Origin of the sequence: Streptomyces sp. YS-3, from assembly GCF_045257485.1 — a bacterium.
Lineage (GTDB): Bacteria > Actinomycetota > Actinomycetes > Streptomycetales > Streptomycetaceae > Streptomyces.
The window spans coordinates 1-20141 of record NZ_JBJHPC010000064.1 but is presented as its reverse complement, the minus strand read 5'-3'; the positions used below and the strand labels follow the sequence as shown (position 1 = coordinate 20141).

Genomic DNA, 20141 nt, shown 5'->3' with positions numbered 1-20141 from the left:
CGGGGGCGGGGGCCGTGCGGGAGGCCCCCGGGACGTAGACGGCGAGCAGGAGCACGCCCAGCAGTCCGGTGCAGAAGCTGACGACGAACACCGCGTCGTAGGCGTCGGTGGTCGCCTGGAGCACGGCGAAGGCGGCGAGCGGCCCGAGGAGCGCGCCCGTGGTGTCCATGGCGCGGTGCACGCCGAAGGAGCGGCCGAGTGTCTGCGGCGGGCCGCTGAGGGAGATGAGGGCGTCGCGCGGGGCGGTGCGGATGCCCTTGCCGAGCCGGTCGGCGGCGAGGGCCGCGGCGATGCCGGCGGTGGCGCCGCCGGCGAGGAGCAGTGCGAGCCGGGAGAGCGCGGAGAGCAGATAGCCGGCGCCGGCGACCCGCTTGTGCCGGCCGCCGCGGTCGGCGAGCCGACCGCCGAGCAGCCGTACGAGCGCGGTGGCGCCGTTGAACATGCCGTCCAGGAAGCCGAACTGGAGCGGGGAGAGGCCGAGGCCCAGGACCAGGTAGAGCGGCAGCACCGCCGTGACCATCTCGGAGGAGACATCGGTGACGAGGCTGACCGCGCCGAGCGCGAGGACGGTGCCGGGGACGCGCCGCCCGGCACCCGAGGTGCTGGGCGGCGCGTCCGGACGGCCGGTGGTGGCCAGGTACATCAGTGGCAGCCGTACTTCGGGCTGGTGTCCTTGACCTGCCCGTCGGTGCCGACGTAGGTCCACCCGTAGCCGGAGTCGGTGAACTCCAGCTTCAGCACGCCGTACTGGCCGCTGATCCGCTTCTGGCTGTTGGGCTGGACCTGCTCGATCGGGTACGGCTCGGCACCGCCCATGCCGCCCACGATCTCCACGATGCCGTCGGCGGTCGCTTTGCCGTCGGGGTCCTGCGGCGCGAACCGCTCGTAGTGGTGGTCGTGTCCGTTGAGGACGAGGTCGGCCTTGGCCCCGTAGAGGAGCTTCCAGACGGGCTTGGAGACCGGGTCGTTGCCGTGGCCGCCGGAGGAGTACAGGGGGTGGTGCCAGTAGGCCGCGACGCACTGCTTGCTGTTGGCCGCAAGGTCCGCCTTGAGCCAGTTGATCTGTGCGGACTGGTCGAAGGAGTTGGAGTCGAGGGCGATGAAGTGCCAGTTGCCCTCGTCGAAGCTGTAGTAGCTCTTGCCCTGCGGGTAGGCGATGCTGCCGAAGTACGCCTTGTAGCCGGCCAGGGACCCCGCCGGGTCGTATGTCTCGTGGTTGCCGGGGATGGGGTGGGTCTTGGCCTTGAAGGCCCCCCAGGTCTTGTCGTAGTAGGCGCGGTAGTCGGCTATGCGGGCGTCGTCGTACTGGTTGTCCCCCATCGTGAGGTAGAACTTCGGGTCGATCCGCTGGGCGAGCGCGGCGGTCTTGGGGTGGGCGCAGGCGCTGTCGGAGGCGGTGCACTGGGCGGCTATGTCACCGGCGGCGACCACGGTGAAGGCCCCGCCGGGCGGCGGGCCCCCGTCGACGGTGCCGTACACCTCGACCTCGTAGAGCGAGTAGCCGTACGCGGTGGCGCGTGCGGTGCCGTAGACGCGCAGGTACCTGCCCTTGCCGGACAGCGCGGTCCAGTCGTCGGTGCCGCCGTTGCCCGCCTTCTCCTCGGCGAGCGGGGTCCAGGACGCGCCGTCCTGGGACACCTCGACGCGGTAGGCCTTGGCGTAGGCGGCCTCCCAGCTGAGCTTGACCCGGCTGACGGTGGCGGTGGCGCCGAGGTCGACACGGATCCACTGCGGGTCCTTGCCCTCGGCGCTGGCCCAGCGGGTGGCGCTGTCGCCGTCGAAGGCGTTCGCTGCGGCGAGGGAGGAGGTCTCGGTGGAGGAGGCGGTGGCGGGCTTCCCGCGCGAGATGAGGGGGTCGGCGGCGGCTCCGGCCCGTCCGGGCCAGGCGAGCAGCAGACCGCCGAGGAGGACGAGCACGGCGGCGAGGACGAGCGGGAGGGTGAGGGTCCTGCCCCCTGGAAGGCGGAGTGGGGGTGGGGTGTTCAGGCGCATACCTGGACTCCGTGGGTGGGTGACGGCGAGAGCTGGACACCGTTGCGCGGCCCCGCCCCCCGGCCTGTCAGGCAGGGGGCGGCGCCACGGCAGCCGGGTCAGAGCTCTCGCTGAGCGCGTCATACCCACGGGGGACGGGCACCGCGCCAAGCCACCGCCGGGGAGCGTAGCGGATGGGAAGGTTTCCTACCAGTAGTGCGGCAGGGACTGCGCGATGGCCTCTGGAGCAGGTCAGCGGTGGGCATGGAGCAGCAGCTCACCGAGGGGCGCGGTCGCGGCTTGGTGCAGGGCGTTTTCCCAGTAGGGGCGATTGAAGCCGCGTGCCCACTCCAGGGCCTCCTGCCACGGTTTCGAGGCGCGGGGCTCGGGGGCCCTGGCGTCGAAGTCCCTGATCGTGTCGTAGGCCGTCCTGCACGGGCCGGACACGGCCTGTTCGGTCTGCTGAAGCACAAGTGCGAGATCGGGAAGCGTTCGCCTCTCGCGAGCCTGGCTCCACGCGTCGCTCGCCGCCTTGGCACACGCCACGATGTTGGTCTGGAGGTTGATCCGGTTTTCGATCTTGTCGAGCCCGGCCGCACGCGCCCTCTTGATGCCGTACGCGACGATGCCGTCGGCCAGCTTGCTCGCCGCGTTGATCTGGATGTCCGCCAGCGAGACCGTGAACCGGCTCTGTCCGCGGTAGTTGAGGACGACCGACTCGCCCGGCAGGACGACCGTCTCGTCGCGCGCCACGAAGTCCTGCGCGGCCTGCCTGGCGCTGTCGGCGGCCCACTGGGTGGGGGTGGTACTCGCGGACGTGGAGTCGACGTCACCGTTCTGACTGCGGATCAGCAGTACGGCGCCGTCCAGTGACGTATTCGTGAAGACGGAACAGGTGGGCTGATAGGGACTCGCGCCGCGCTCGGTGTACCGGCCCTCGTACCCCGCCACGACGGGCAGTTGGTACGTGGTCGCGCAGCTCGTGGCCGCTGCCGCGGATATGCCCGATGCCACCGGTGGCAGTGGCAGACCGAGGGCCATCGCTCCGGCTACGAGGATTCTCAGTGCGGCACGCATCGTGGGCTCCGGGTTCCCCGAGAGACGGCCCCCGAGGGGACAACTTCAGTCTGCGCCCCGTTGAGCCTTGGTGCGAGCCGTCGGTTCCTCGCCGGATTTCGGCCGGTCGTGCGGTGTGCGCTCCTACGCTTCGGTGCGGCGCCGCACCCGCCCGGGGGCCGCCATCAGGCAAGCGGGACCGGTCGGGCCGCCCGCGGGGGCAGGCGGGCCGGCCGGACCGGGCCGTTCGCGGGGGGGGCGAGTCAGCCCCGCTCGGCGGGCGCACCCCCCGGGCGGGCGAACTGGGTGCGGTAGAGCTCCTGGTAGCGGCCCTCGCGGGCGAGCAGTTCGTCGTGGGTGCCGCGTTCCACGATGCGGCCGTCCTCCACCACGAGGATGAGGTCGGCGGACCGGATCGTGGAGAGGCGGTGGGCGATCACGACCGCGGTGCGGCCCTCCAGGGCCTCGCCCAGCGCCTCCTGCACGGCCGCCTCGGAGGTGTTGTCGAGGTGGGCGGTGGCCTCGTCGAGGATGACGACGCGCTGGCGGGCGAGGAGCAGCCGGGCGATCGTCAGGCGCTGGCGTTCGCCGCCGGAGAGGCGGTAGCCGCGTTCGCCGACGACGGTGTCGAGCCCGTCGGGCAGGGAGGCGACCAGGCCGTCCAGGCGGGCCCGGCGCAGGGCGTCCCAGAGGTCCTCCTCGGCCGCGTCCGGGCGGGCGAGCAGCAGGTTGGCGCGGACCGACTCGTGGAAGAGGTGGCCGTCCTGGGTGACCATGCCGATGGTGTCGCGGATCGAGTCGGCGCTCAGGTCCCGTACGTCCACGCCGCCGAGGCGTACCGCTCCGGAGTCGGTGTCGTACAGCCGCGGCAGGAGTTGGGCGACGGTCGACTTGCCGGCGCCGGAGGAGCCCACCAGGGCGACCATCTGGCCGGGCTCGGCGCGGAAGGAGATGCCGCGCAGCACCTCGGCGCCCCCTCGGGTGTCGAGGCTCGCGACCTCTTCGAGGGAGGCGAGCGAGACCTTGTCGGCGGACGGGTAGCCGAACCGCACGTCGTCGAACTCGACGGAGACCGGCCCGTCGGGCACCTTCTCGGCCTGCGGCTTCTCGGCGATGAGGGGCTTGAGGTCCAGGATCTCGAAGACCCGCTCGAAGCTGACGAGCGCGCTCATGACCTCCACCCGTGCCCCGGCGAGCGCGGTGAGCGGGGCGTACAGCCGGGTGAGGAGCAGGGCGAGGGAGACGACCGCGCCCGCTTCGAGCTTGCCGTGCAGGGCGTAGTAGCCGCCGAGTCCGTAGACCAGGGCGAGCGCGAGCGCGGAGACGAGGGTGAGGGCGGTGATGAACGCGGACTGCGCCATCGCCGTACGGACGCCGATGTCACGCACCCGCCCGGCGCGGGCGGCGAACTCGGCGGACTCGTCGGCGGGCCGCCCGAACAGTTTGACCAGGGTCGCGCCGGGCGCCGAGAACCGTTCGGTCATCCGGGTGCCCATGGCGGCGTTGTGCTCGGCGGCCTCGCGCTGGAGCCGGGCCATGCGGGTGCCCATACGGCGCGCGGGCAGGACGAAGACGGGGAGCAGGACCAGCGCGAGCAGGGTGATCTGCCAGGAGATGCCGAGCATAACGGCGAGGGTGAGCAGCAGCGTCACCAGGTTGCTGACCACACCGGAGAGGGTGTTGCTGAAGGCGCGCTGGGCGCCGATGACGTCGTTGTTGAGGCGGCTCACCAGGGCGCCGGTGCGGGTGCGGGTGAAGAAGGCGACCGGCATGCGCTGGACGTGGTCGAAGACGGCCGTGCGCAGGTCCAGGATGAGGCCTTCGCCGAGTGTCGCGGACAGCCATCTGCCGACCACGCCCAGGGCCGCCTCGGCGAGCGCGATCCCGGCGATCAGCAGGGCCAGCCGGGTGACGGTCCCCGTCTCCTCGCCGCCGACGATCGCGTTGACGACGCGCCCGGCGAGGAGCGGGGTGGCCACCGCCAGGAGCGCCGTGGCGATGCTGAGCACGAGGAACAGGGCGATACGGCGGCGGTGGGGCCGCGCGAACACAGCGATGCGTCGCAGGGTGGCGCGGTTGAACGGTCGTCGTTCCTGCTGCGCGGTGATGACGTTGTGGAGCTGTGTCCACGCGGTGGTTTCCATACTCATACGAGGAACGTACGACCTCTAGTTAAGTCGAGGTCAAGTGTTCCCCGGATCGGCCCGCCGCCGGGCCCGCCGGTCAGCCCACCTTGACCAGCCTCCAGCACTGGTTGGCGGCCCCGTTCGCGGGCCATTGGATCACCTGGGCGCCCAGGACGAGCGAGCCGCCGCTCACGTCCGCGAGATGGCCGTCGAGGCGGGACTCCAGGGTGTGGCAGCCGCCGTTCCCGGGGGTGACGCGCCACTGCTGGTTGGGGCCGCCGTTGGCGGTCCACAGGTTGAGCTGGGCTCCCGGCACCACGCTCCGGTCGGGCACGTCGAGGCGTTTGCCGCTGGCCACGCCCGTGATGGTGTAGTAGCCGTCGCCCGTCGAGGCGAGCCGCCACCGCTGGTTGGTGCCTCCGTTGTCCGACCACTGGATGACCGGGGTGCCGTCGGCGGTGCCCTGCCCGGAGGCGTCCAGGAGCTGGCCGCTGTTGGCGTTGACGAGCTGGTACGTGCCGTCGAGCGGCGCCGTCGTGCCGGGGGTGATGCTCAGGTTGGCGAACTGGGCGCCGTAGTAGCCCGCGGTGCCCAGACCGATCTGACCGGCGCCGTAACTGCTGTCGGTGACGGTGGCGAGGGTGGCCGCGTCGAGCTTGGCGGTGATGGTGGCGCCCTGGAAGGTCAGGGCCAGGGTGTGCCAGGTCTTGAGACCGGGAGCCGTGACCGTGCCGCTCGCCAGGGTGGTGGCGGACCAGGCGGTGTCGGTGCGCAGCAGCGACCAGGCGCCGGTGTCCGCGACGCGCAGGTGGTAGGCGTTGAGGCCGTTGTTGTTGCGGCCCTGGGTGCCGACCCGGCCGAGCAGTTCGACCGCTCCCGGCTGTTCCAGCAGCGCGTCCGTACGGACGGTGTAGTCGGTCCAGTTCACATCGCCCAGCAGGGCGTAGGGCTGCGGCCTGGACTCGTTCGTCCAGCGGATGGGGGTGGTGGCGGCCTGCTGGCGCAGACAGCGGCCGGTGCGTCCGCCGGCGCAGGGCGCGGTCTCGAAGGCGCCGTTCATCGACGCGAGGTACGGCGCCTCCTGCCCGGTGGCGGTCCCGGCGAGCGTGTCCGCGTACGGCAGGGAGAGCGGGGCGCGCTGCGGCGCGGCGGCCGTGCCCGCGCCCTGCCCGGTCGTGGTGGTGACGGTGTAGAGGTGGCCGGGCCGGAGCGTGAGCCGGTACGTGCCCGAGGTGGCGGTGAGGTCGGGTTCGGGCACCAGATGGGCGGTGGCGCCGTTGGTGGAGAAGTCGGTGGACCACACGTGCAGGGCGCCGCCGGGCAGGCCGCCGGCCACCTTCAGCGTCACGGTCTGCTCCGCGGACGCGTCCATCGTCTCGAACACGGTGGACCAGGCGGACCTGCCCGGCGCGGCGTAGCTGACGTAGCTGCCGTTGGAGCGGTTGCCGCCGAGGTAGCCGGAGGCGGTGTCGAGGTACTGCCAGCCCGGCGCGGTGAACTGGGTGGTCTGCGCGGTCGCCCAGGCGCTGCGGTCCACGCTGTACGCCCCGGACCAGGGCTGGTTGGCCGTCACCAGGCCCATGCTGTTGAACGAGAGGTTGGGGTAGAGCGCGGCCACCACCGGCCAGTTGATGAAGGCGGTCATCCGGGCGTCCAGATAGCCGCGGTTGATGGCACGGGCCATCGGCACCGCGCCGGTGGCCGCGTCCTCGGAGCCGTTCTCGCTGGCCCAGAGCTGTTTGCCGGTGGCCAGCGCGTCCGGGGTGGTCGAGCAGCTGGTCATGGCGGACATGTAGCCGCACGGATAGTGGGCGCCCACGATGTCCACGGCGTCGTTGAGGGCGCTGTCGCCGCGCATGGCGGTCGCGATCTGCCAGCCGTCGTCGGCGCCGACGACCTTGGTGGCGTACCCCTGGGCGGCGAGGGTGGCGTGCAGGTTCTTGTACCAGGCGGCGTTGAAGCCGCGCTCGTTCCAGCCGCCGAGGTAGTCGATGGTGAGGTGGTGCTGCTTGGCGCAGCCGAGCCAGGCCACCAGGTAGTCGATCATGTCCTGGGACCAGAAGCTGCCGTTGCCCACCCAGCCGGGCGCGCCCCAGGAGAGTGCCGCGAGTTTGATGCCGGGGTTGCGGGCCTTGGCCTGCTCCATCAGCCACCACTCGTACCCGTTGGAGCAGTTGACGCTGCCCCGGGTGTGCTCGATGGAGGACTCGGCGCCGTCGGTCGAGTTGGTGTCGCCGCCGACCTCGACCTTGAGGATCTGCAGGGCGGCCCCGTAGCCGGGCTTGAAGAGGTAGTCGAGGATCTGGCCGCGCTGCGGCTCGGGGTAGTCGAGCAGCAGCCGGGTGTTGCCGCCGCCCCCGCTGATCGCCCCGACGCCGTCGAAGACACGGCCGGGGGAGGCTCCGTCGACGGTGATGTCGGTATTGGCGGCGGCGGCCCGGGGAGCGGCGCGTGCCGCGCCGGCCGCCTGCGGGACGGTGGTGAGTGACAGACACAGCAGCAGGACCGCGAGCAGGGCGCGGGGAAGGGATCTCATCGTGGTGCGACCCTCTCTGGCAGGGAAACAACTACATGCACGCACATTTTCGATCACAAGCGAACTCAACTGAGCAGCAGCAAACACTAGGAAGCCCGGCGAGGGGCGTCAAGGGGCCCGGCGGGCTCGGGTGTTGTGGGTTCCTGTGAGGTGGCTCCTGAAGCGCGGGCAGACGAAAGGGCCCGCCGGTCGGCGGGCCCTGGGGGCTTGGCGGCGGGGCCCGGTCAGGCCTCGGGGTCGCGCAGACCCACGCAGTCCAGGGCCCAGAAGGTGTCCGAGTAGACGAGGGTGCCCGTCATCCACGGCTCGTGCGCGGACAACCGGGCCACCTGGAAGGCGGGGTCGGGGATGCGCAGGGACGGCGAGCGGAAGCCGAGCGGGCTCGCCGCCTCGAAGCCGCGCGTGCGGTAGTACACCGGCGATCCCTCCAGGAACACCAGCGGCACTCCCCGCTCGTCCGCCGCCGCGAGCGCGTGCTCGATCAGGCGGGCGCCGATGCCCCGGCGCTGGACGTCGGGGTGCACGCCGAGCGGCGAGAGCGTCATGACGTCCACGAGGCGGCGCGGAGCGTCCAGCCGTGCCGCGCTCAGCAGCACATGACCGACCACCCGCCCGCCGAGGGTCGCGACGAAGGACATCGGCGCCAGCGGCGCAGGGGCCGTGCGCAGCGCCTCCACGAGGGCGGGCACGGGTCCGGGCCCGAACGCGCGCGCGTGCACCTCACGCACCATCTCGTGGTCCGTCTCCGTCTCCTGACGGATCATCAGCTCGCTATCGGGGGCCGTACCCCCGGCGGCCGAAATCGAGGAGCCCTGCTGCTGATCATGTGATGTCATGGCCGCGAGCGTAGGCCGCGCCACGTCCGGCGCGCACGGCATTTTGGGCGCGGGGGACGCACCGAGGCACGCCCTGCGCCCCTCCCCCCTGCCCCGGCCCGGTGCCGCCCGGGCGCCCACAGGCAGGCGTCGTACCCTGGCCCCCGCCGCCGCACGAGGGGCGGTCGCGTGGAGTGAGGGTGAGGCGGATGAGCGGTCCGAACCGTCCCGGGGACGTCCTGGTGGTCGACGACGACGATGCCGTACGCCGCTCGCTGGAGCGCGGGCTGCGGCTCAGCGGCTTCCGGGTGCGCACCGCCGACGGGGGACGCGCCGCGCTCGCCGCCGTCGCCCAGGCGCCCCCCGATGTACTGGTACTCGACGTGTCCATGCCCGGCATGAACGGAATCGAGGTGTGCACGGCCCTGCGCGGCGCCGGACACGACCTCCCCGTGCTGATGCTGTCGGCGCTCGACGAGACCGCCGACCGCATCGCCGGACTCCAGGCGGGCGGCGACGACTACCTGGTCAAGCCGTTCGCGCTCCAGGAGCTGGTGCTGCGGCTGCACGCGCTGCTGCGCCGGCGCCCGCCCGCCGGCCACGACCCGGTCCGCGCCTGCGGTCTCGTCATCGACCCCGCGGCCCGTACCGCACACCGCGACGGCCGCCTCCTCGACCTCACCCGGCGCGAGTACGAACTCCTCGAAGTCCTCGCCCGCAACACCGGCCTGGTCCTCACCCGCGACCAGCTGCTGGAGCGGGTCTGGGGGTACGACGTCGACGTACGCACCGACGCGGTGGACACCTTCGTCAGCTATCTGCGCCGCAAACTGGAGGCGGACGGCGCTCCCCGTCTCGTCCACACCGTGCGCGGAGTGGGTTTCGTCCTGCGGGAGCAGCCGTGAGACTCTCCACCCGGATCGCCCTCGCGGTGGGCGTGGTCGTACCGGTCCTGGTCCTGGCCTGCGGCTGGCTGCTGCTGACCCTCGTCGCCCGCGATCTGCACCGCGCGGAGGACAGCCATCTGCGGAGCCGGGCCACCGCGCTCTCGCACGACGCCCGCACCCTGCTGCGGGCCGCCGCCAAGGACCAGCCCACCGCCGAGGAGAACCGCCGGCGCCGGCTCCTCACCTCCGCGCTCGATGTGGGCGTACGGCTGACCGGCCCCGACGGCACGTTCAGCGGCGGCCCGCAGCCCGACGCGTCCGTCCCGCTGCCGCACGCCGTGAAGGTGCCGGTGACCGTGCGCGGCGCGGGGCGCGGCTGGCGGGCCTACGCACTGCCGGTGCAGGGGCCGCAGGTGTCCGGCACGCTGTGGGTGTTCGCGCCCGACACCGCCGGCCGGGACCAGCTCGGCGTCGTCCGCAGACGGACGGTGACCACCGCGCTGCTCGCCGCCCCGCTCTCCGCGCTCCTGGCGTGGGCCGTCGCCGGCGGCGCCACCCGCCCGCTGCGTCGGCTGCGCAGCAGCGCGGCGGGCCTCGATCCCCGTACGAGCGCGGCCCGGCTGGAACACCGACCGACCCGGGTCACCGAGGTCGACGATCTGGCCGCCACCCTCCAGACCGTCCTCGCCCGCTACGACGAACAGGCCGCCCGCACCGCGCAGGCGCTGGACACCGCCCGTTCCTTCTCCTCGGCCGCCTCGCACGAGCTGCGCAACCCGCTGATGAGCATGGGCACCAACCTCGACGTCCTGGCCCTTCCCGGGCTGCCCGACGCGGAACGCGCCGCGGTCGTCGAGGACCTGCGGGCCGATCACGCGCGTCTGCTCGCCCTGCTGGTCGCGCTGCGGGAGCTGGGCCGCGGCGACCTGGTGGAGCCGGACGCGTTCCGGGTGCTGGACCTGGCGGAGCCGGCGGACGCGGCGGTGGCCGAGGCCCGGCGGCGGGCACCGGACGCCCGGATCACCCTGGCCGCGGAGCCCGCCCCGGTGCACTGCTGGGAGCCCGGCATCCGGATCCTGCTCGACAACCTCCTCGGCAACGCGCTCGCCCACGGCAGGGACGCGCGGGGCCGGGCCGACATCGCGGTGACGGTCCGTCGCGACGACGGGCAGGTGGTGGTCACCGTGGACGACCGCGGCCCGGGCATCGATCCCGCGGCCCGCAGGGAGGTGTTCCGCCGCTTCCACCGGGGCCCCGGCAGCACCGGCTCCGGGCTCGGCCTCACCCTCGCCGCCCAGCAGGCCGCGCTGCACGGCGGGACCGTCGAACTCGGCGAGGGTCCGGGCCGGCAGGGGACCCGCTGTACGGTACGGCTGCCCACGGCCGCCCCGTCGCAGGGCGGGGCGCTGCCGCACAGGCGGGACTGGCTCACCCTCACGGCCGCCCGGTCACAGAGTTTCCACAAAGACCCTTCCTAGCCTCCGGTCGTCCGAACCGATCCTGTGACCAGGAGGCAGCACCCATGAACACACCCTTCCCGACCCGCCGCCGGATGGCCGCCGCCGCGCTGGCCGCGACCGCCGTCCTCACCGTCACCGCCCCCAGCGCCTTCGCCGACTCCACCCCCTCCAAGGCACCGCGCACCACGGCCAAGGCGCCCACGACCGACGGCGCCAAGGGCCTCTGCAAGCGCGCCCCCAAGGTCGCGGCGCGCCTCGACCGCGCCCTCGGCCGCCTCAATGGCGGGGTGACCACCGTGGGTTCGGTGGCCCGGCTGCAACAGCGGGTGGACAACGCCAAGAAGGAGGGCCACACCGCCGTCGAGACGTACCTCAACGACAAACTCACCCACCGCAAGGGGCTGGTGACGACGCTTCAGCAGCGGCAGAAGGACCTCAAGGACGTGGCCGCCTGGTGCGCGGCCAACGGCAACGGGACCAAGTGATGCGTCCGCGCACCCTCCCGCGCGCGCTGGCGGCCACGGCCCTGACCGTCGCGCTCGCCGCGGCCTGCTCCCCCTCCCACACCGCCTCCGACTCCCCCTCGGGCAAGGAGCGGCAGATGGAGCAGAAGGTCGGCGCTGCGGAGTCGGCGGCGGCGGAGGCCGATGCGGACGCCCGGGGCGACAAGTAGGGGCCGGGGGAGGTCCGGGCAGACCGTGCGCCCCGACGGCCCGTGACCGGCGGGACAATGCGGTTGCCCGGCCTCCGTTTCCCTGCGAAGGTCGCGGCCATGCCCATGACCTTCTCCGCATATGACGGAACCGAACTCGCCTGCCACGTCCACGGGGACGGACCGCCGCTGATCTGTCTGCCCGGCGGCCCCATGCAGGCCTCCGCCTACCTGGGGGACCTCGGTGGCCTCTCCGCACACCGGCGGCTGATCGTCCTGGACCTCCGGGGCACCGGCGAGTCGCTGATTCCCGAGGACACCGCGTCGTACCGCTGCGACCGGCTCGTCGACGACGTCGAGGCGCTGCGCGAGCACCTGGGCCTGGACCGCGTGGACCTGCTCGCGCATTCGGCCGGGACGAATCTGGCGATGCGGTACGCGGAGCGTCATCCGGAGCGTCTGGGCAGGCTCGCCCTCATCACGCCGAGCGTCAGCGCGGCGGGCATCACGGTCACGGGCGAGATCCGGCGCGAGACGGCGCTGCTGCGCCGGGGAGAGCCGTGGTTCCCGGAGGCGTTCGCGGCTCTGGAGGCGATCTTCGCGGGGAAGGCGACGGACGACGCCTGGCAGGCCGTCGCCCCCTTCTGGTACGGCCGCTGGGACGCGACGGCCCAGGCCCACCGGGCCGCGGAGGACGGGCAGAAGAACGGCGCGGCGGCAGCGGCCTTCGGCGGCGAGGGCGCGTTCGACCCCCCGGCCACGCGGTCGGCGCTCGCCAAGCTGGACGCGCCCGTCCTGGTGCTGGCCGGGGAGGTCGACCTCAATTCGCCGCCCTCCGCGATGAGCGAGCTGGCCGATGTCTTCGCCCACGCCGAGCTGGTCGTCCAGAAGGGAGCCGGGCACTTCCCGTGGCTCGACGACGCCGAGCGGTTCGTGGCGACCGTGGACGCGTTCCTCGGCTGACCCGCCGAGCCCTCGGGGCGGGCCGTCGGTGCCTGCTCCGCTGCCGGCGGAGCGGGCACCGGGTGCCGGGGGCGCAGTGGGAGGGGAGCCCTGCGTCCCGGCACGCGCGCGGCCGTACCGACGGAACCGGCGTGGCCGCTTCGAGGCCCTGCCGTCAGCATCGCAGCCCCGACGCGCCCGCCACCAGTGAACCCCCGGCCAGAATCGCCCCGCCAGGGGCGTGCAAAGGGGCGGAGAACGCTCTCGTGTACGCCCGTCGCGGCATGCTCGCGGGCAACGATTTGATCGCGAAACCGGACGTACGCATTCCCGTGGCGGCGTTGCGCCGTTGAACCGGGCATGGACAGGGACGCTGTACACGGCCCGGAGACCGCGCACCGGGCCGAACTGACCGGGGCCTACTGGCTGTCCACGCCGGCCCGCCCCGGATTCGACTGCGAATGGTGTACCCGGCTGCGCGAGGCGGACCGGGTGCCCTCGGAGCACACCGGCCCCGGCGCGGGGTGGGAGGGCGGCCCCATGAGCCCGGCCCGGGCGGCCATGATGAGCCTGGCCCTGGTGACCATCGTGCTCGCGATGGCGATGACCGCGGCGCACCTCTAGCGGGGACGGGCGGAGGCGGGGCGTGAAGCATCTTCCGGTGCCGTCCGGTGCCTTGGGGTGCCGTCCGGTACCTTCCCGCGCCCGGAAATACGTTTGCCGGTCCGAGTGGGCACGGATAGCGTCGCCGCCCGTGACCCCGATACCCGCCACGTCCCCGACCCTGCGTACCGGACGGCTGCTCCTGGAGCGGTACACGCCCGCGGACGAGGAGGACTTCGTCGCGCTGTTCCAGGACACGCGGGTGTCCCGGTGGATGGGCGACGGGCCCGCCTCCGAGGCCGAGGACCGGGCCCTGTTCGGACGGGTCTTCACCCGGGTCTACGCGGAGGAACGGTTCGACGTGTGGGCCGTGCGCCGGGAGGGGCGGCTGGTGGGCCATGCCGAGATCAAGTGGACCGAGCAGGTCGGCGGACACGAGATCATCTACGCGCTGGCTCCCGGGGCGTGGGGCCAGGGCCTGGGTCTGGAGCTGGCGCGGGCCGTCGTCTCGTACGGCTTCGACACCCTCGGACTGACCGAGGTGCACGCCACCGTGGCGGAACCGAACAAGGCGTCCCTGGTCCTCCTCGACCGCCTCGGCTTCGAGCACGTCCGCGACATCACCGAGGAGGACGGCAGCACGACCCGCGTGCTGACCTGCGCTTGCAGGCCCGGGGACGACGCCGGCGGAACAGCCTCCGGCGTACGCGCCTCATAGCCCTGTCCAAGCGGCGGCCCCCGCACCCGGGGTGACCCCGACGGCGACCGCCGCAGCCGCGACCGCTTGGGCGGCGGTTTTGGCGTGAACCCGTCGACTCCGCCGGGTTGCCCCCGGCGGGGCGCGGGTACCCGGCCGTCCCACTGCGCGGGCAGACGACTGGGAGGGGACCGCCGATGAGGGCTGTGACGTGGCAGGGCAAGCGGAACGTGCGGGTGGAGAGCGTGCCGGACCCGGTGATCCAGGAGCGCACCGACGCGATCGTGCGCGTCACCTCGACGGCACTGAGCGACTTCGATCTCCGTCTGTACGAGCGGCACGAGACGCTCGCCCCGTTCGTGAAGCCGGGCGACATCCTCGGCCACGAGGCCATCGGGACCGTCGAGGAGACCGGCCCGGACGTCACGGAGGTGAAGCCCGGCGACCGGGTCGTCGTGCCGTTCCACATCGCCTGCGGGCACTGCTGGATGTGCTCGGCCGGCCTGCCCGGACAGTGCCGGGCGACCCACGACCCGGACCACGACACCGGGGCCGCGCTGATCGGCCACGCCGGGCGGTACGGCTCGGTGCCGGGCGCGCAGGCGGAGTATCTGCGCGTACCCCAGGCCCGGTTCGGGCTCGTGCCGGTGCCCGACGGTCCGCCGGACGACCGTTTCCTCTACCTCTCCGACCTGCTGCCGAGCGCCTGGCAGGCGGTGCGGTACGCGGACATACCGGCCGCCGGGACCGTCGCCGTGCTCGGCCTGGGCCCCCTCGGCGACATGGCCTGCCGGATCGCCCTCCAGCGCGGCGCCTCGCACGCCATCGGCGTCGACGTGGTGCCCGAACGGCTGGCGCGGGCGCGCAAGCGGGGTGTGGAGGTGTTCGACCCGGGCGGCTACGAGAGCCAGGAGGACCTGCTGGCCGCGATCGGCACCCATACCTTCGGCCGGGGGCCCGACTCGGTGGTCCTCGCCGTCGGCACCGAGGCCCACGACGGGCTCCTCGCCCGGCTCGCCGAGGTCCAGGGGACACCCGGGCCACGGGACGGGAACGCGCCGCGCCCCTCCGCCGACGCCGGCCGGCTGTCCGCCCTGCGCCTCGCCCTCGCCCTGGTCCGCCGGGGCGGCACGGTCTCCCTCGCCGGCGACTACGGCGGGACGGCCGATCCGCTGCCGCTGATGACCCTCGCCGAGAAGCACATCCAACTGCGCGCGGGCCGGACCAACGTCCACCGCTGGAGCGAGGACATCAGGTCGTTCCTCGCCGACGACGACCCGCTCGGTGTGGACGACTTCGCCACCCACCACCTCCCGCTGGAGCAGGCGCCGCACGCGTACGACATCTTCGAGCGCGGCGCCGACGGCGCCGTCAAGATCCTCATGCGGCCCTGACCGGGCCGTCCCCGGCCCGGCGGCGGATCACCAGAAGAACCAGCCCGGGGTCGCGCCGTACTCCTGCGGGACGTAGTCGCACGCACCGGCCGTGAACCCCGTCGCCGCCCGGTGCGCGGCCAGCGCCTCGCCGTGCGCGTCGACCCCGTCGGCCGCGACCAGGAGAGCGACGACGACCACCAGCCACACCACGGGGAGCACCGGATGCGAGAGGCGCCGGGACTGCGCCGTGATGCCGCCCGCCACCGCGGCCACCGCCGCCGCCAGAACCAGTCCCAGCGCCGTGAGGGTCAGCCGGTCGAGGGTCGGTGAGGCGTGGCACAACACGTACTCGTGAGCCGGTACGAGCCGTGGAACGCGCTCCACGAGGGCCACGGCGCTCAGCAACGCGCCCGCCCCCACCACGTGTTCCGCCCTTAGCCCGCGCCACGCGCTGTCGCGTCGCCCGCCCCGTCCGGCCGTGCCCGCCTTCATTACTCCCCCGTCCCCGAACCGCTCTGTCTTCCCTCAGGACGCTTCCATCCCGTCCAGCAGTTCCTGCACCCGCTCCCCCAGACAGCGCCCGAGGGTCTGGTACGCGTCGAACTGCTGGTGGTCGAACCACTGGTCACTGGTGCTGTCGTGCGGGAAGACCGGGTGGGCCGCCGCGTACGAGAGCACTTCGTACGGCAGGTCCTTCGTCAGGGTGGTGCGGGCCACGATCAGGGTGCCGCGGCGGTCCCGCCGGCCGTCGATGTCCAGGTCCTCGGGGTAGGTGATCTCACCGGTGACCACCGACGTACGCGACAGCCGGGCGTTGAGCTCGGAGAGGACACCGGGCGGCGGGAGCGGGTCGCTGCCGCCGGGGACCAGCCCGGTGGGCTCGTGCAGCGTGATGGAGATGCCGAGCTCCTCGCGGGCGAGCGCGATCGCCTGCGCGAGGGTGGCGGCGAAGGGCGGGATGTCGCCGCTCGCGTCGATGCACACCGCCGTCCGCACGCCCTGCCGCAGCAGTTCGACGAGACCGAGGTTCTCGTAGTGGCCGCCGTCGGTCACCAGCAGCAGCCGGTCGTCCATCGGGAAGCGGCCGAACACCTCGCGCAGCAGATACGGCAGCCGCCGGATCAGTGGCGCCGGGGGCGAGGGCCAGCGCGGCGCGTTCCACTGCTCCGCCAGCGCCCCGGGGTTGGGCAGCCAGCTGCCCAGCCGGGCGTTGGAGAGGGCGAACAGCGTCTGGAAGGCCCGCGCCTGGGACCCCATGGCGGAGGCGAAGGCCGCACCCGAGACCGCGACGGCCGACTGGACGGTCAGGTCCCGTGCGATGTGCCGCTTGGAGCGCTGCTCCAGACAGGCGGTGCAGGCGTAGCCGACGTCGGGTCCGCCCACGTAGTCGTGGGAGAGCGTGTAGGAGACCGCCCTGCGGCCGGGCGGTGTGCGGTCGTTCCCGGAGAGGTTCGCCGCACCGGCGAAGATGACCTGCGGGAAGGCCTCCTTGCGTGCCCCGTACACACTCAGCGTGGTGGTCTCGGTGGCGAAGTCGTACGGCCGGGCCACCTGCGTACCGTCCGTCCCGGCCAGGATCTCCCGGCGTACGGCGAACGCGGAGGCCAGTCTGCGGCGGTAGAAGGGGTGCAGGCTCATCCATGTCTGGTCCAGGAGCGAGCCGATGAACAGCAGCACGGCCGGGACGCAGATCTGCAGCCACAGCGGCCAGGCCCAGCCGGTCGCGGTTGCCCAGCCGAGGATGACCAGGAAGACGGCCGTCAGCACCGCCAGCACGGCCCACACCGCCAGGTACTGCAGCAGACCGTTGGGGACGGCCCGGCTCAGGCCCGAGCGTCCCCGCACGACGTCCATCACCTTGGACAGGCCGGTGCGCACGGTCTGGCGCCGCCGCCACAACGTGCCCACCAGCGCTGCTGCGTAGGTGACCAGGACGGTCAGGCCCGCGCCCACCGCGGCGTCGGGGCGGCTGACCTGGTGCCGGGTCTGGAGGTGGACCGCCGACCAGGCGAGCAGCGGGAGCACGAAGACCACGACGGTCAGGGCCAGCGTCACGACCACGAAGGCCTGGAAGGCCCGGGCCGGCCAGCGCGCCAACTGGCCGGCGCGGTCCCAGACGTACGTCCCCAGCCACAGCAGCCACAGTCCGGCGGTGGCGACCGCGGCGTACGCCACGGCCCACTCCGCCGGGTCGCGGAACGAGGGGCGCGGCGGCGTGGTGGTGCAGTCGGTGCAGAAACGCAGGCCGGGGTGGGCGAGACGGCCCAGATCGGTCACCGGTACGGCGTGGTACGCCCAGCTGAGCACCAGCCCGATGGTGGCGGTCGCGGCGGCCAGCAGCAGCAGGGACGCGAGCAGACCGCGCAGCAGCACCCCGAGGGCGACCATCCACTGCCCGGTGCCGTCGGCGACATACTTGGAGTGCCGCCGCAGATGGTCCTCCTCGGGCGAGCCGGGCGCGAACGCCTCCTCGGACGTGAGGCTGCCGTTGAGGGCGAGTTGCAGCGCGCCGACCGTGTAGCCGCCGCCGGAGACGCAGACGAGGTACCGGGCCTGCCGCAGCGACCGGCGCAGGGCCTGGAGGGCCCCGAGAGTGACGGTGGCGGAGCGGATACCGCCCCCGGAGACACAGAAGCCCAGCTCCGCGTGGTCCCGGCCGGGGGCCGTGGTGCTGTGGTAGCGCCAGTGCGCCGAGGCGACACCGGGCTCGGTGTGCGGATGGGCGACACCCGTCGGCCAGAACCGCCCGTCCGCCTCCACCACGGGCCAGGGCGGGACCAGGTCGGGAGTGGCAGGGGCGTGGTCGTGGTGGGGCGACGGCGGAGTCGGTGGCGGGACGGGCGCCTCGTGGTCCGCGCCGGACTCCTCGTCCCCGTCGATGTCCCGGTCGTCGATGTCCCGATCGGCCACGGCCCGGTCGGCGACGGCCCCGTCCCGCGCGGGCGCCGGGCGTCTGAACATGCCTCTGCCCGCGCGCGTGACCGTGGTGGCCCACACCACTACGCCGACGACCGTGGCGGACCCGAGCAGCAGCCATCTGACGGTCTCCAGCGCCGTCGCCGTCGCGAACGGCCAGTCATGGACGCCGCCGTGCGCCCGCAGCGCGCCGACGAGCAGACCATTCTCCACGAGGCCGAACACCGCTCCGGTGAACGTGGCGATGAGCGCCCAGTGGGCGACCTGCCGACCGCGCAGCCCGGCGTACGCGTGGTGCCCGATCTGGAAGACCAGCAGCAGCGTCGCGGCGCCGCAGGCGACCCAGACCATATGGGCCACCAGCGCGTCCCGGAAGGCGGCGGCGTGCCCGTCGTACACCTCCCTGGCCGCCGTGGCCGAACCGGCGAGCTGGAGCCGGACGAGGTCGACGTCCGGGGCGCGCCACAGGAAGTAGGCGGCGCCGAGGGCCGCCGGGACGAGCGCGGCCCAGGCCCGCAGGAAGCCCTGCCGGGCGGTGACGGGCCGGGCGGGGCGGATCGTGGTGGGGAGCGGCGGCGAGGAGTGAGGCATCGGCTCACCTCATGAGGTCGGTGGTCATGCGTACCGTCCTGGCGGTCCACCGTCCCCCTGCCGGTGCGCCACCGGGACCGTACGCGCGGGTCAGTCCGGAGGTTCCTCCGGTTCCACGTCGTCGGCGGGCGCCTTGTCGTCGCCCGGGGCGGGCTCCTCGGCGCGGCGGTCGTCCAGTTCGCGCATACGGCGGTGCAGGGCCTCGCGCAGGCTCTCCTCGCCGGACGCGGAGGGCTCCGCCCCGGTCTCGGGCTCCGGAGTCACGGCGTCGTCCTCGGGCTCCTCCTGCGGGCCGGGGGCGCCGGTGCGCGGGCTACCCATGGGCGTTCTTGCCGCCGCCCTGCCAGGTCCCCTCGGTGACCTGACCGGCCTTCAGCTCGTCGATCTGGGAGCGCCACAGGTCGGCGCGGGAGGCGGTCGTCTTCTTGACGGCGGCGGTCAGGGTCCGGGCGGCGCTGAAGCGGTCGGACTCCGGGCCGCTGGCGGCGATCCGCGCGTTCGTCCTCGTGTGCGCGTCGATGGCGGAACGCAGACTTCCGGCGTGTGCGGTCAGCTTGCCCAGGTTGCGGAAGACGGGGCCCTTGGTGTCGAACCAGATCTGCTGCCACCAGTGGTCGGTGACGGGCTCGCGCCAGCTCAGATAGCCGCCTTCGAGGATCTTGCGCGGGCCGTCGAGCTTGCCGGTGAAGCTGTAGCGCACACCGGGCGCGGTGACGGGGTCGTAGAAGTTCGGGGTGAAGAAGTCCGACACGAGGAAGCCGTTGATGGTGTAGCCGTTCTCGGGTGCCTCCGAGGGGTCGGCGACCTCGACGAGGAACTCCACCACGCCCTGGTCCTTCTTCGGGGACTGCCCGGCCACCAGGCGGTTGCCCCAGGGGTCGCCGAGCATCTCCAGCATCTCGTGGCTGGCGGTCAGCGACCAGCTGTCGCTGTACTGGATCAGGGAGAACGGCTGGCCGTTCTTGTCCATGTGGACACCGGCCGCGCCGGGTTCGCCGATGTCGTCGCGGATGATCATCGGCCAGTAGCCGACGGGCACGTCGTGGAGGCTGTCGAAGGCGTCGACGGAGGCCGGGATCTGCCACAGCGGCGCGAAGTCCCGGATGGCCTGCTTCTGCAGGGCGGCGGCCACCCGGGTGAGCTGGGACGAGGTGATCTGGTCGGTCTCGGATACCAGGGCGAGCTGGGTGACCAGCATGGGGGCTCCTTGTCTACGGAAGGGTCAGGTCAGCAGGCGGGACAGCGCCCCGGCGTAGTCGGCGGGCAGGTTCCCCTCGCCGGCCAGGGTGGCGAGGAAGGTGGGATCGCCGGACGCGGTCAGGGCGTCCAGCTCCACCGGCTCCAGCTCGGCCGGTGCGGCGGTGAGCGCGCCGATGCCGGGCCCGGTCGGGTGCGCCTCGCCGCTCGCGCTCAGCAGCGGCAGGCGCGGGCGCAGTTCGGCGCCGGTCGGCTCGATCTCGTCCAGGGCCAGCCGCCAGCGCACACCGCCGCCGGGGGACGCCGTGACCGGGGG

18 protein-coding genes and 1 pseudogene are annotated in these 20141 nt (G+C 73.1%); 8 read left to right on the top strand and 11 right to left on the bottom strand.

All coding sequences use genetic code 11. From position 1 onward, the window contains the following. From ACJA3G_RS08890 to ACJA3G_RS08865, 6 genes are all read right to left on the bottom strand, one after another. A partial coding sequence (locus tag ACJA3G_RS08890) for an MFS transporter (RefSeq protein ID WP_406552345.1) occupies positions 1–643 on the bottom strand: 643 nt, incomplete at its 3' end. Then, complete coding sequence (locus ACJA3G_RS08885) at positions 643–1992, bottom strand: discoidin domain-containing protein (RefSeq protein WP_406552344.1); 1350 nt, start codon at positions 1990–1992, stop codon at positions 643–645. The genes ACJA3G_RS08885 and ACJA3G_RS08890, both read right to left, overlap by 1 nt. Before the next feature lie 231 nt (positions 1993–2223). Beyond that, positions 2224–3048, bottom strand: coding sequence for a hypothetical protein (locus tag ACJA3G_RS08880; protein ID WP_406552343.1), 825 nt, complete (start codon positions 3046–3048; stop codon positions 2224–2226). A 242-nt stretch (positions 3049–3290) separates the two neighbouring features. Further along, positions 3291–5177 carry an ABC transporter ATP-binding protein gene (locus tag ACJA3G_RS08875; protein WP_406552342.1) on the bottom strand — a complete coding sequence of 629 codons (1887 nt, stop codon included), beginning with the start codon at positions 5175–5177 and terminating at the stop codon, positions 3291–3293. 73 nt (positions 5178–5250) lie between these two features. Then, entirely contained in the window at positions 5251–7689 is a 2439-nt protein-coding gene (locus tag ACJA3G_RS08870; protein ID WP_406552341.1) for an RICIN domain-containing protein, read from the bottom strand. A 224-nt stretch (positions 7690–7913) separates the two neighbouring features. Next, the gene (locus ACJA3G_RS08865) at positions 7914–8453 is read right to left on the bottom strand and encodes a GNAT family N-acetyltransferase (RefSeq protein WP_406552346.1); all 540 of its coding nucleotides are present in this window, start codon (positions 8451–8453) and stop codon (positions 7914–7916) included. A 260-nt stretch (positions 8454–8713) separates the two neighbouring features. On the opposite strand from ACJA3G_RS08865, the gene ACJA3G_RS08860 reads away from it, so the two are divergent. The 8 genes from ACJA3G_RS08860 to ACJA3G_RS08825 all read left to right on the top strand — a co-directional run bounded on the left by ACJA3G_RS08860 (position 8714) and on the right by ACJA3G_RS08825 (position 15139). Further along, positions 8714–9409, top strand: coding sequence for a response regulator transcription factor (locus tag ACJA3G_RS08860; RefSeq protein WP_406552340.1), 696 nt, complete (start codon positions 8714–8716; stop codon positions 9407–9409). Then, positions 9406–10869, top strand: a complete 1464-nt coding sequence (locus ACJA3G_RS08855) for a sensor histidine kinase (protein ID WP_406552339.1) — start codon at positions 9406–9408, stop codon at positions 10867–10869. The genes ACJA3G_RS08860 and ACJA3G_RS08855 overlap by 4 nt, the downstream gene beginning before the upstream one ends. A 44-nt stretch (positions 10870–10913) precedes the next feature. Next, complete coding sequence (locus ACJA3G_RS08850) at positions 10914–11336, top strand: hypothetical protein (RefSeq protein ID WP_406552338.1); 423 nt, start codon at positions 10914–10916, stop codon at positions 11334–11336. Then, positions 11336–11524 (top strand): hypothetical protein, encoded by a 189-nt coding sequence (locus tag ACJA3G_RS08845; protein WP_406552337.1) that lies wholly within the window; start codon positions 11336–11338, stop codon positions 11522–11524. The genes ACJA3G_RS08850 and ACJA3G_RS08845 overlap by 1 nt, the downstream gene beginning before the upstream one ends. Before the next feature lie 99 nt (positions 11525–11623). Next, complete coding sequence (locus tag ACJA3G_RS08840) at positions 11624–12466, top strand: alpha/beta fold hydrolase (protein WP_406552336.1); 843 nt, start codon at positions 11624–11626, stop codon at positions 12464–12466. Between the two features lie 339 nt (positions 12467–12805). Beyond that, the gene (locus tag ACJA3G_RS08835) at positions 12806–13069 is read left to right on the top strand and encodes a hypothetical protein (RefSeq protein ID WP_406552335.1); all 264 of its coding nucleotides are present in this window, start codon (positions 12806–12808) and stop codon (positions 13067–13069) included. Positions 13070–13199: 130 nt separating this feature from the next. Then, a complete protein-coding gene (locus tag ACJA3G_RS08830) occupies positions 13200–13766 on the top strand; it encodes a GNAT family N-acetyltransferase (RefSeq protein ID WP_406552334.1) in 567 nt (188 codons plus the stop codon). Between the two features lie 176 nt (positions 13767–13942). Further along, a complete protein-coding gene (locus tag ACJA3G_RS08825; RefSeq protein WP_406552333.1) occupies positions 13943–15139 on the top strand; it encodes an alcohol dehydrogenase catalytic domain-containing protein in 1197 nt (398 codons plus the stop codon). Between the two features lie 27 nt (positions 15140–15166). Here the strand turns inward: ACJA3G_RS08825 and ACJA3G_RS08820 are convergent, their stop codons facing one another. The 5 genes and pseudogenes from ACJA3G_RS08820 to ACJA3G_RS08800 form a co-directional block, all read right to left on the bottom strand. After that, entirely contained in the window at positions 15167–15544 is a 378-nt protein-coding gene (locus ACJA3G_RS08820) for a hypothetical protein (RefSeq protein WP_406552332.1), read from the bottom strand. 102 nt (positions 15545–15646) lie between these two features. Then, positions 15647–18628, bottom strand: coding sequence for a hypothetical protein (locus tag ACJA3G_RS08815; protein ID WP_406552331.1), 2982 nt, complete (start codon positions 18626–18628; stop codon positions 15647–15649). A 90-nt stretch (positions 18629–18718) separates the two neighbouring features. Continuing rightward, a complete protein-coding gene (locus tag ACJA3G_RS08810) occupies positions 18719–18949 on the bottom strand; it encodes a hypothetical protein (RefSeq protein WP_406552330.1) in 231 nt (76 codons plus the stop codon). Next, on the bottom strand, positions 18942–19826 hold the full coding sequence (locus ACJA3G_RS08805) for a hypothetical protein (protein WP_406552329.1): 885 nt from the start codon (positions 19824–19826) through the stop codon (positions 18942–18944). Before ACJA3G_RS08805 ends, ACJA3G_RS08810 begins: the two co-directional genes overlap by 8 nt. Positions 19827–19850: 24 nt before the next feature. Further along, positions 19851–20141: pseudogene (locus ACJA3G_RS08800) on the bottom strand (amidohydrolase); the annotation flags it as partial.

What these genes read in the sequence shown, in the direction of transcription:
- ACJA3G_RS08860 (WP_406552340.1), top strand. Translation starts at nt 8,714, where the DNA reads ATGAGCGGTCCGAACCGTCCCGGGGACGTCCTGGTGGTCGACGACGAC.
- ACJA3G_RS08825 (WP_406552333.1), top strand. Translation starts at nt 13,943, where the DNA reads ATGAGGGCTGTGACGTGGCAGGGCAAGCGGAACGTGCGGGTGGAGAGC.
- ACJA3G_RS08840 (WP_406552336.1), top strand. Translation starts at nt 11,624, where the DNA reads ATGCCCATGACCTTCTCCGCATATGACGGAACCGAACTCGCCTGCCAC.
- ACJA3G_RS08870 (WP_406552341.1), bottom strand. Translation starts at nt 7,689, where the DNA reads ATGAGATCCCTTCCCCGCGCCCTGCTCGCGGTCCTGCTGCTGTGTCTG.
- ACJA3G_RS08865 (WP_406552346.1), bottom strand. Translation starts at nt 8,453, where the DNA reads ATGATCCGTCAGGAGACGGAGACGGACCACGAGATGGTGCGTGAGGTG.
- ACJA3G_RS08875 (WP_406552342.1), bottom strand. Translation starts at nt 5,177, where the DNA reads ATGAGTATGGAAACCACCGCGTGGACACAGCTCCACAACGTCATCACC.
- ACJA3G_RS08815 (WP_406552331.1), bottom strand. Translation starts at nt 18,628, where the DNA reads ATGCCTCACTCCTCGCCGCCGCTCCCCACCACGATCCGCCCCGCCCGG.
- ACJA3G_RS08835 (WP_406552335.1), top strand. Translation starts at nt 12,806, where the DNA reads ATGGACAGGGACGCTGTACACGGCCCGGAGACCGCGCACCGGGCCGAA.
- ACJA3G_RS08810 (WP_406552330.1), bottom strand. Translation starts at nt 18,949, where the DNA reads ATGGGTAGCCCGCGCACCGGCGCCCCCGGCCCGCAGGAGGAGCCCGAG.
- ACJA3G_RS08845 (WP_406552337.1), top strand. Translation starts at nt 11,336, where the DNA reads ATGCGTCCGCGCACCCTCCCGCGCGCGCTGGCGGCCACGGCCCTGACC.
- ACJA3G_RS08850 (WP_406552338.1), top strand. Translation starts at nt 10,914, where the DNA reads ATGAACACACCCTTCCCGACCCGCCGCCGGATGGCCGCCGCCGCGCTG.
- ACJA3G_RS08805 (WP_406552329.1), bottom strand. Translation starts at nt 19,826, where the DNA reads ATGCTGGTCACCCAGCTCGCCCTGGTATCCGAGACCGACCAGATCACC.
- ACJA3G_RS08880 (WP_406552343.1), bottom strand. Translation starts at nt 3,048, where the DNA reads ATGCGTGCCGCACTGAGAATCCTCGTAGCCGGAGCGATGGCCCTCGGT.
- ACJA3G_RS08885 (WP_406552344.1), bottom strand. Translation starts at nt 1,992, where the DNA reads ATGCGCCTGAACACCCCACCCCCACTCCGCCTTCCAGGGGGCAGGACC.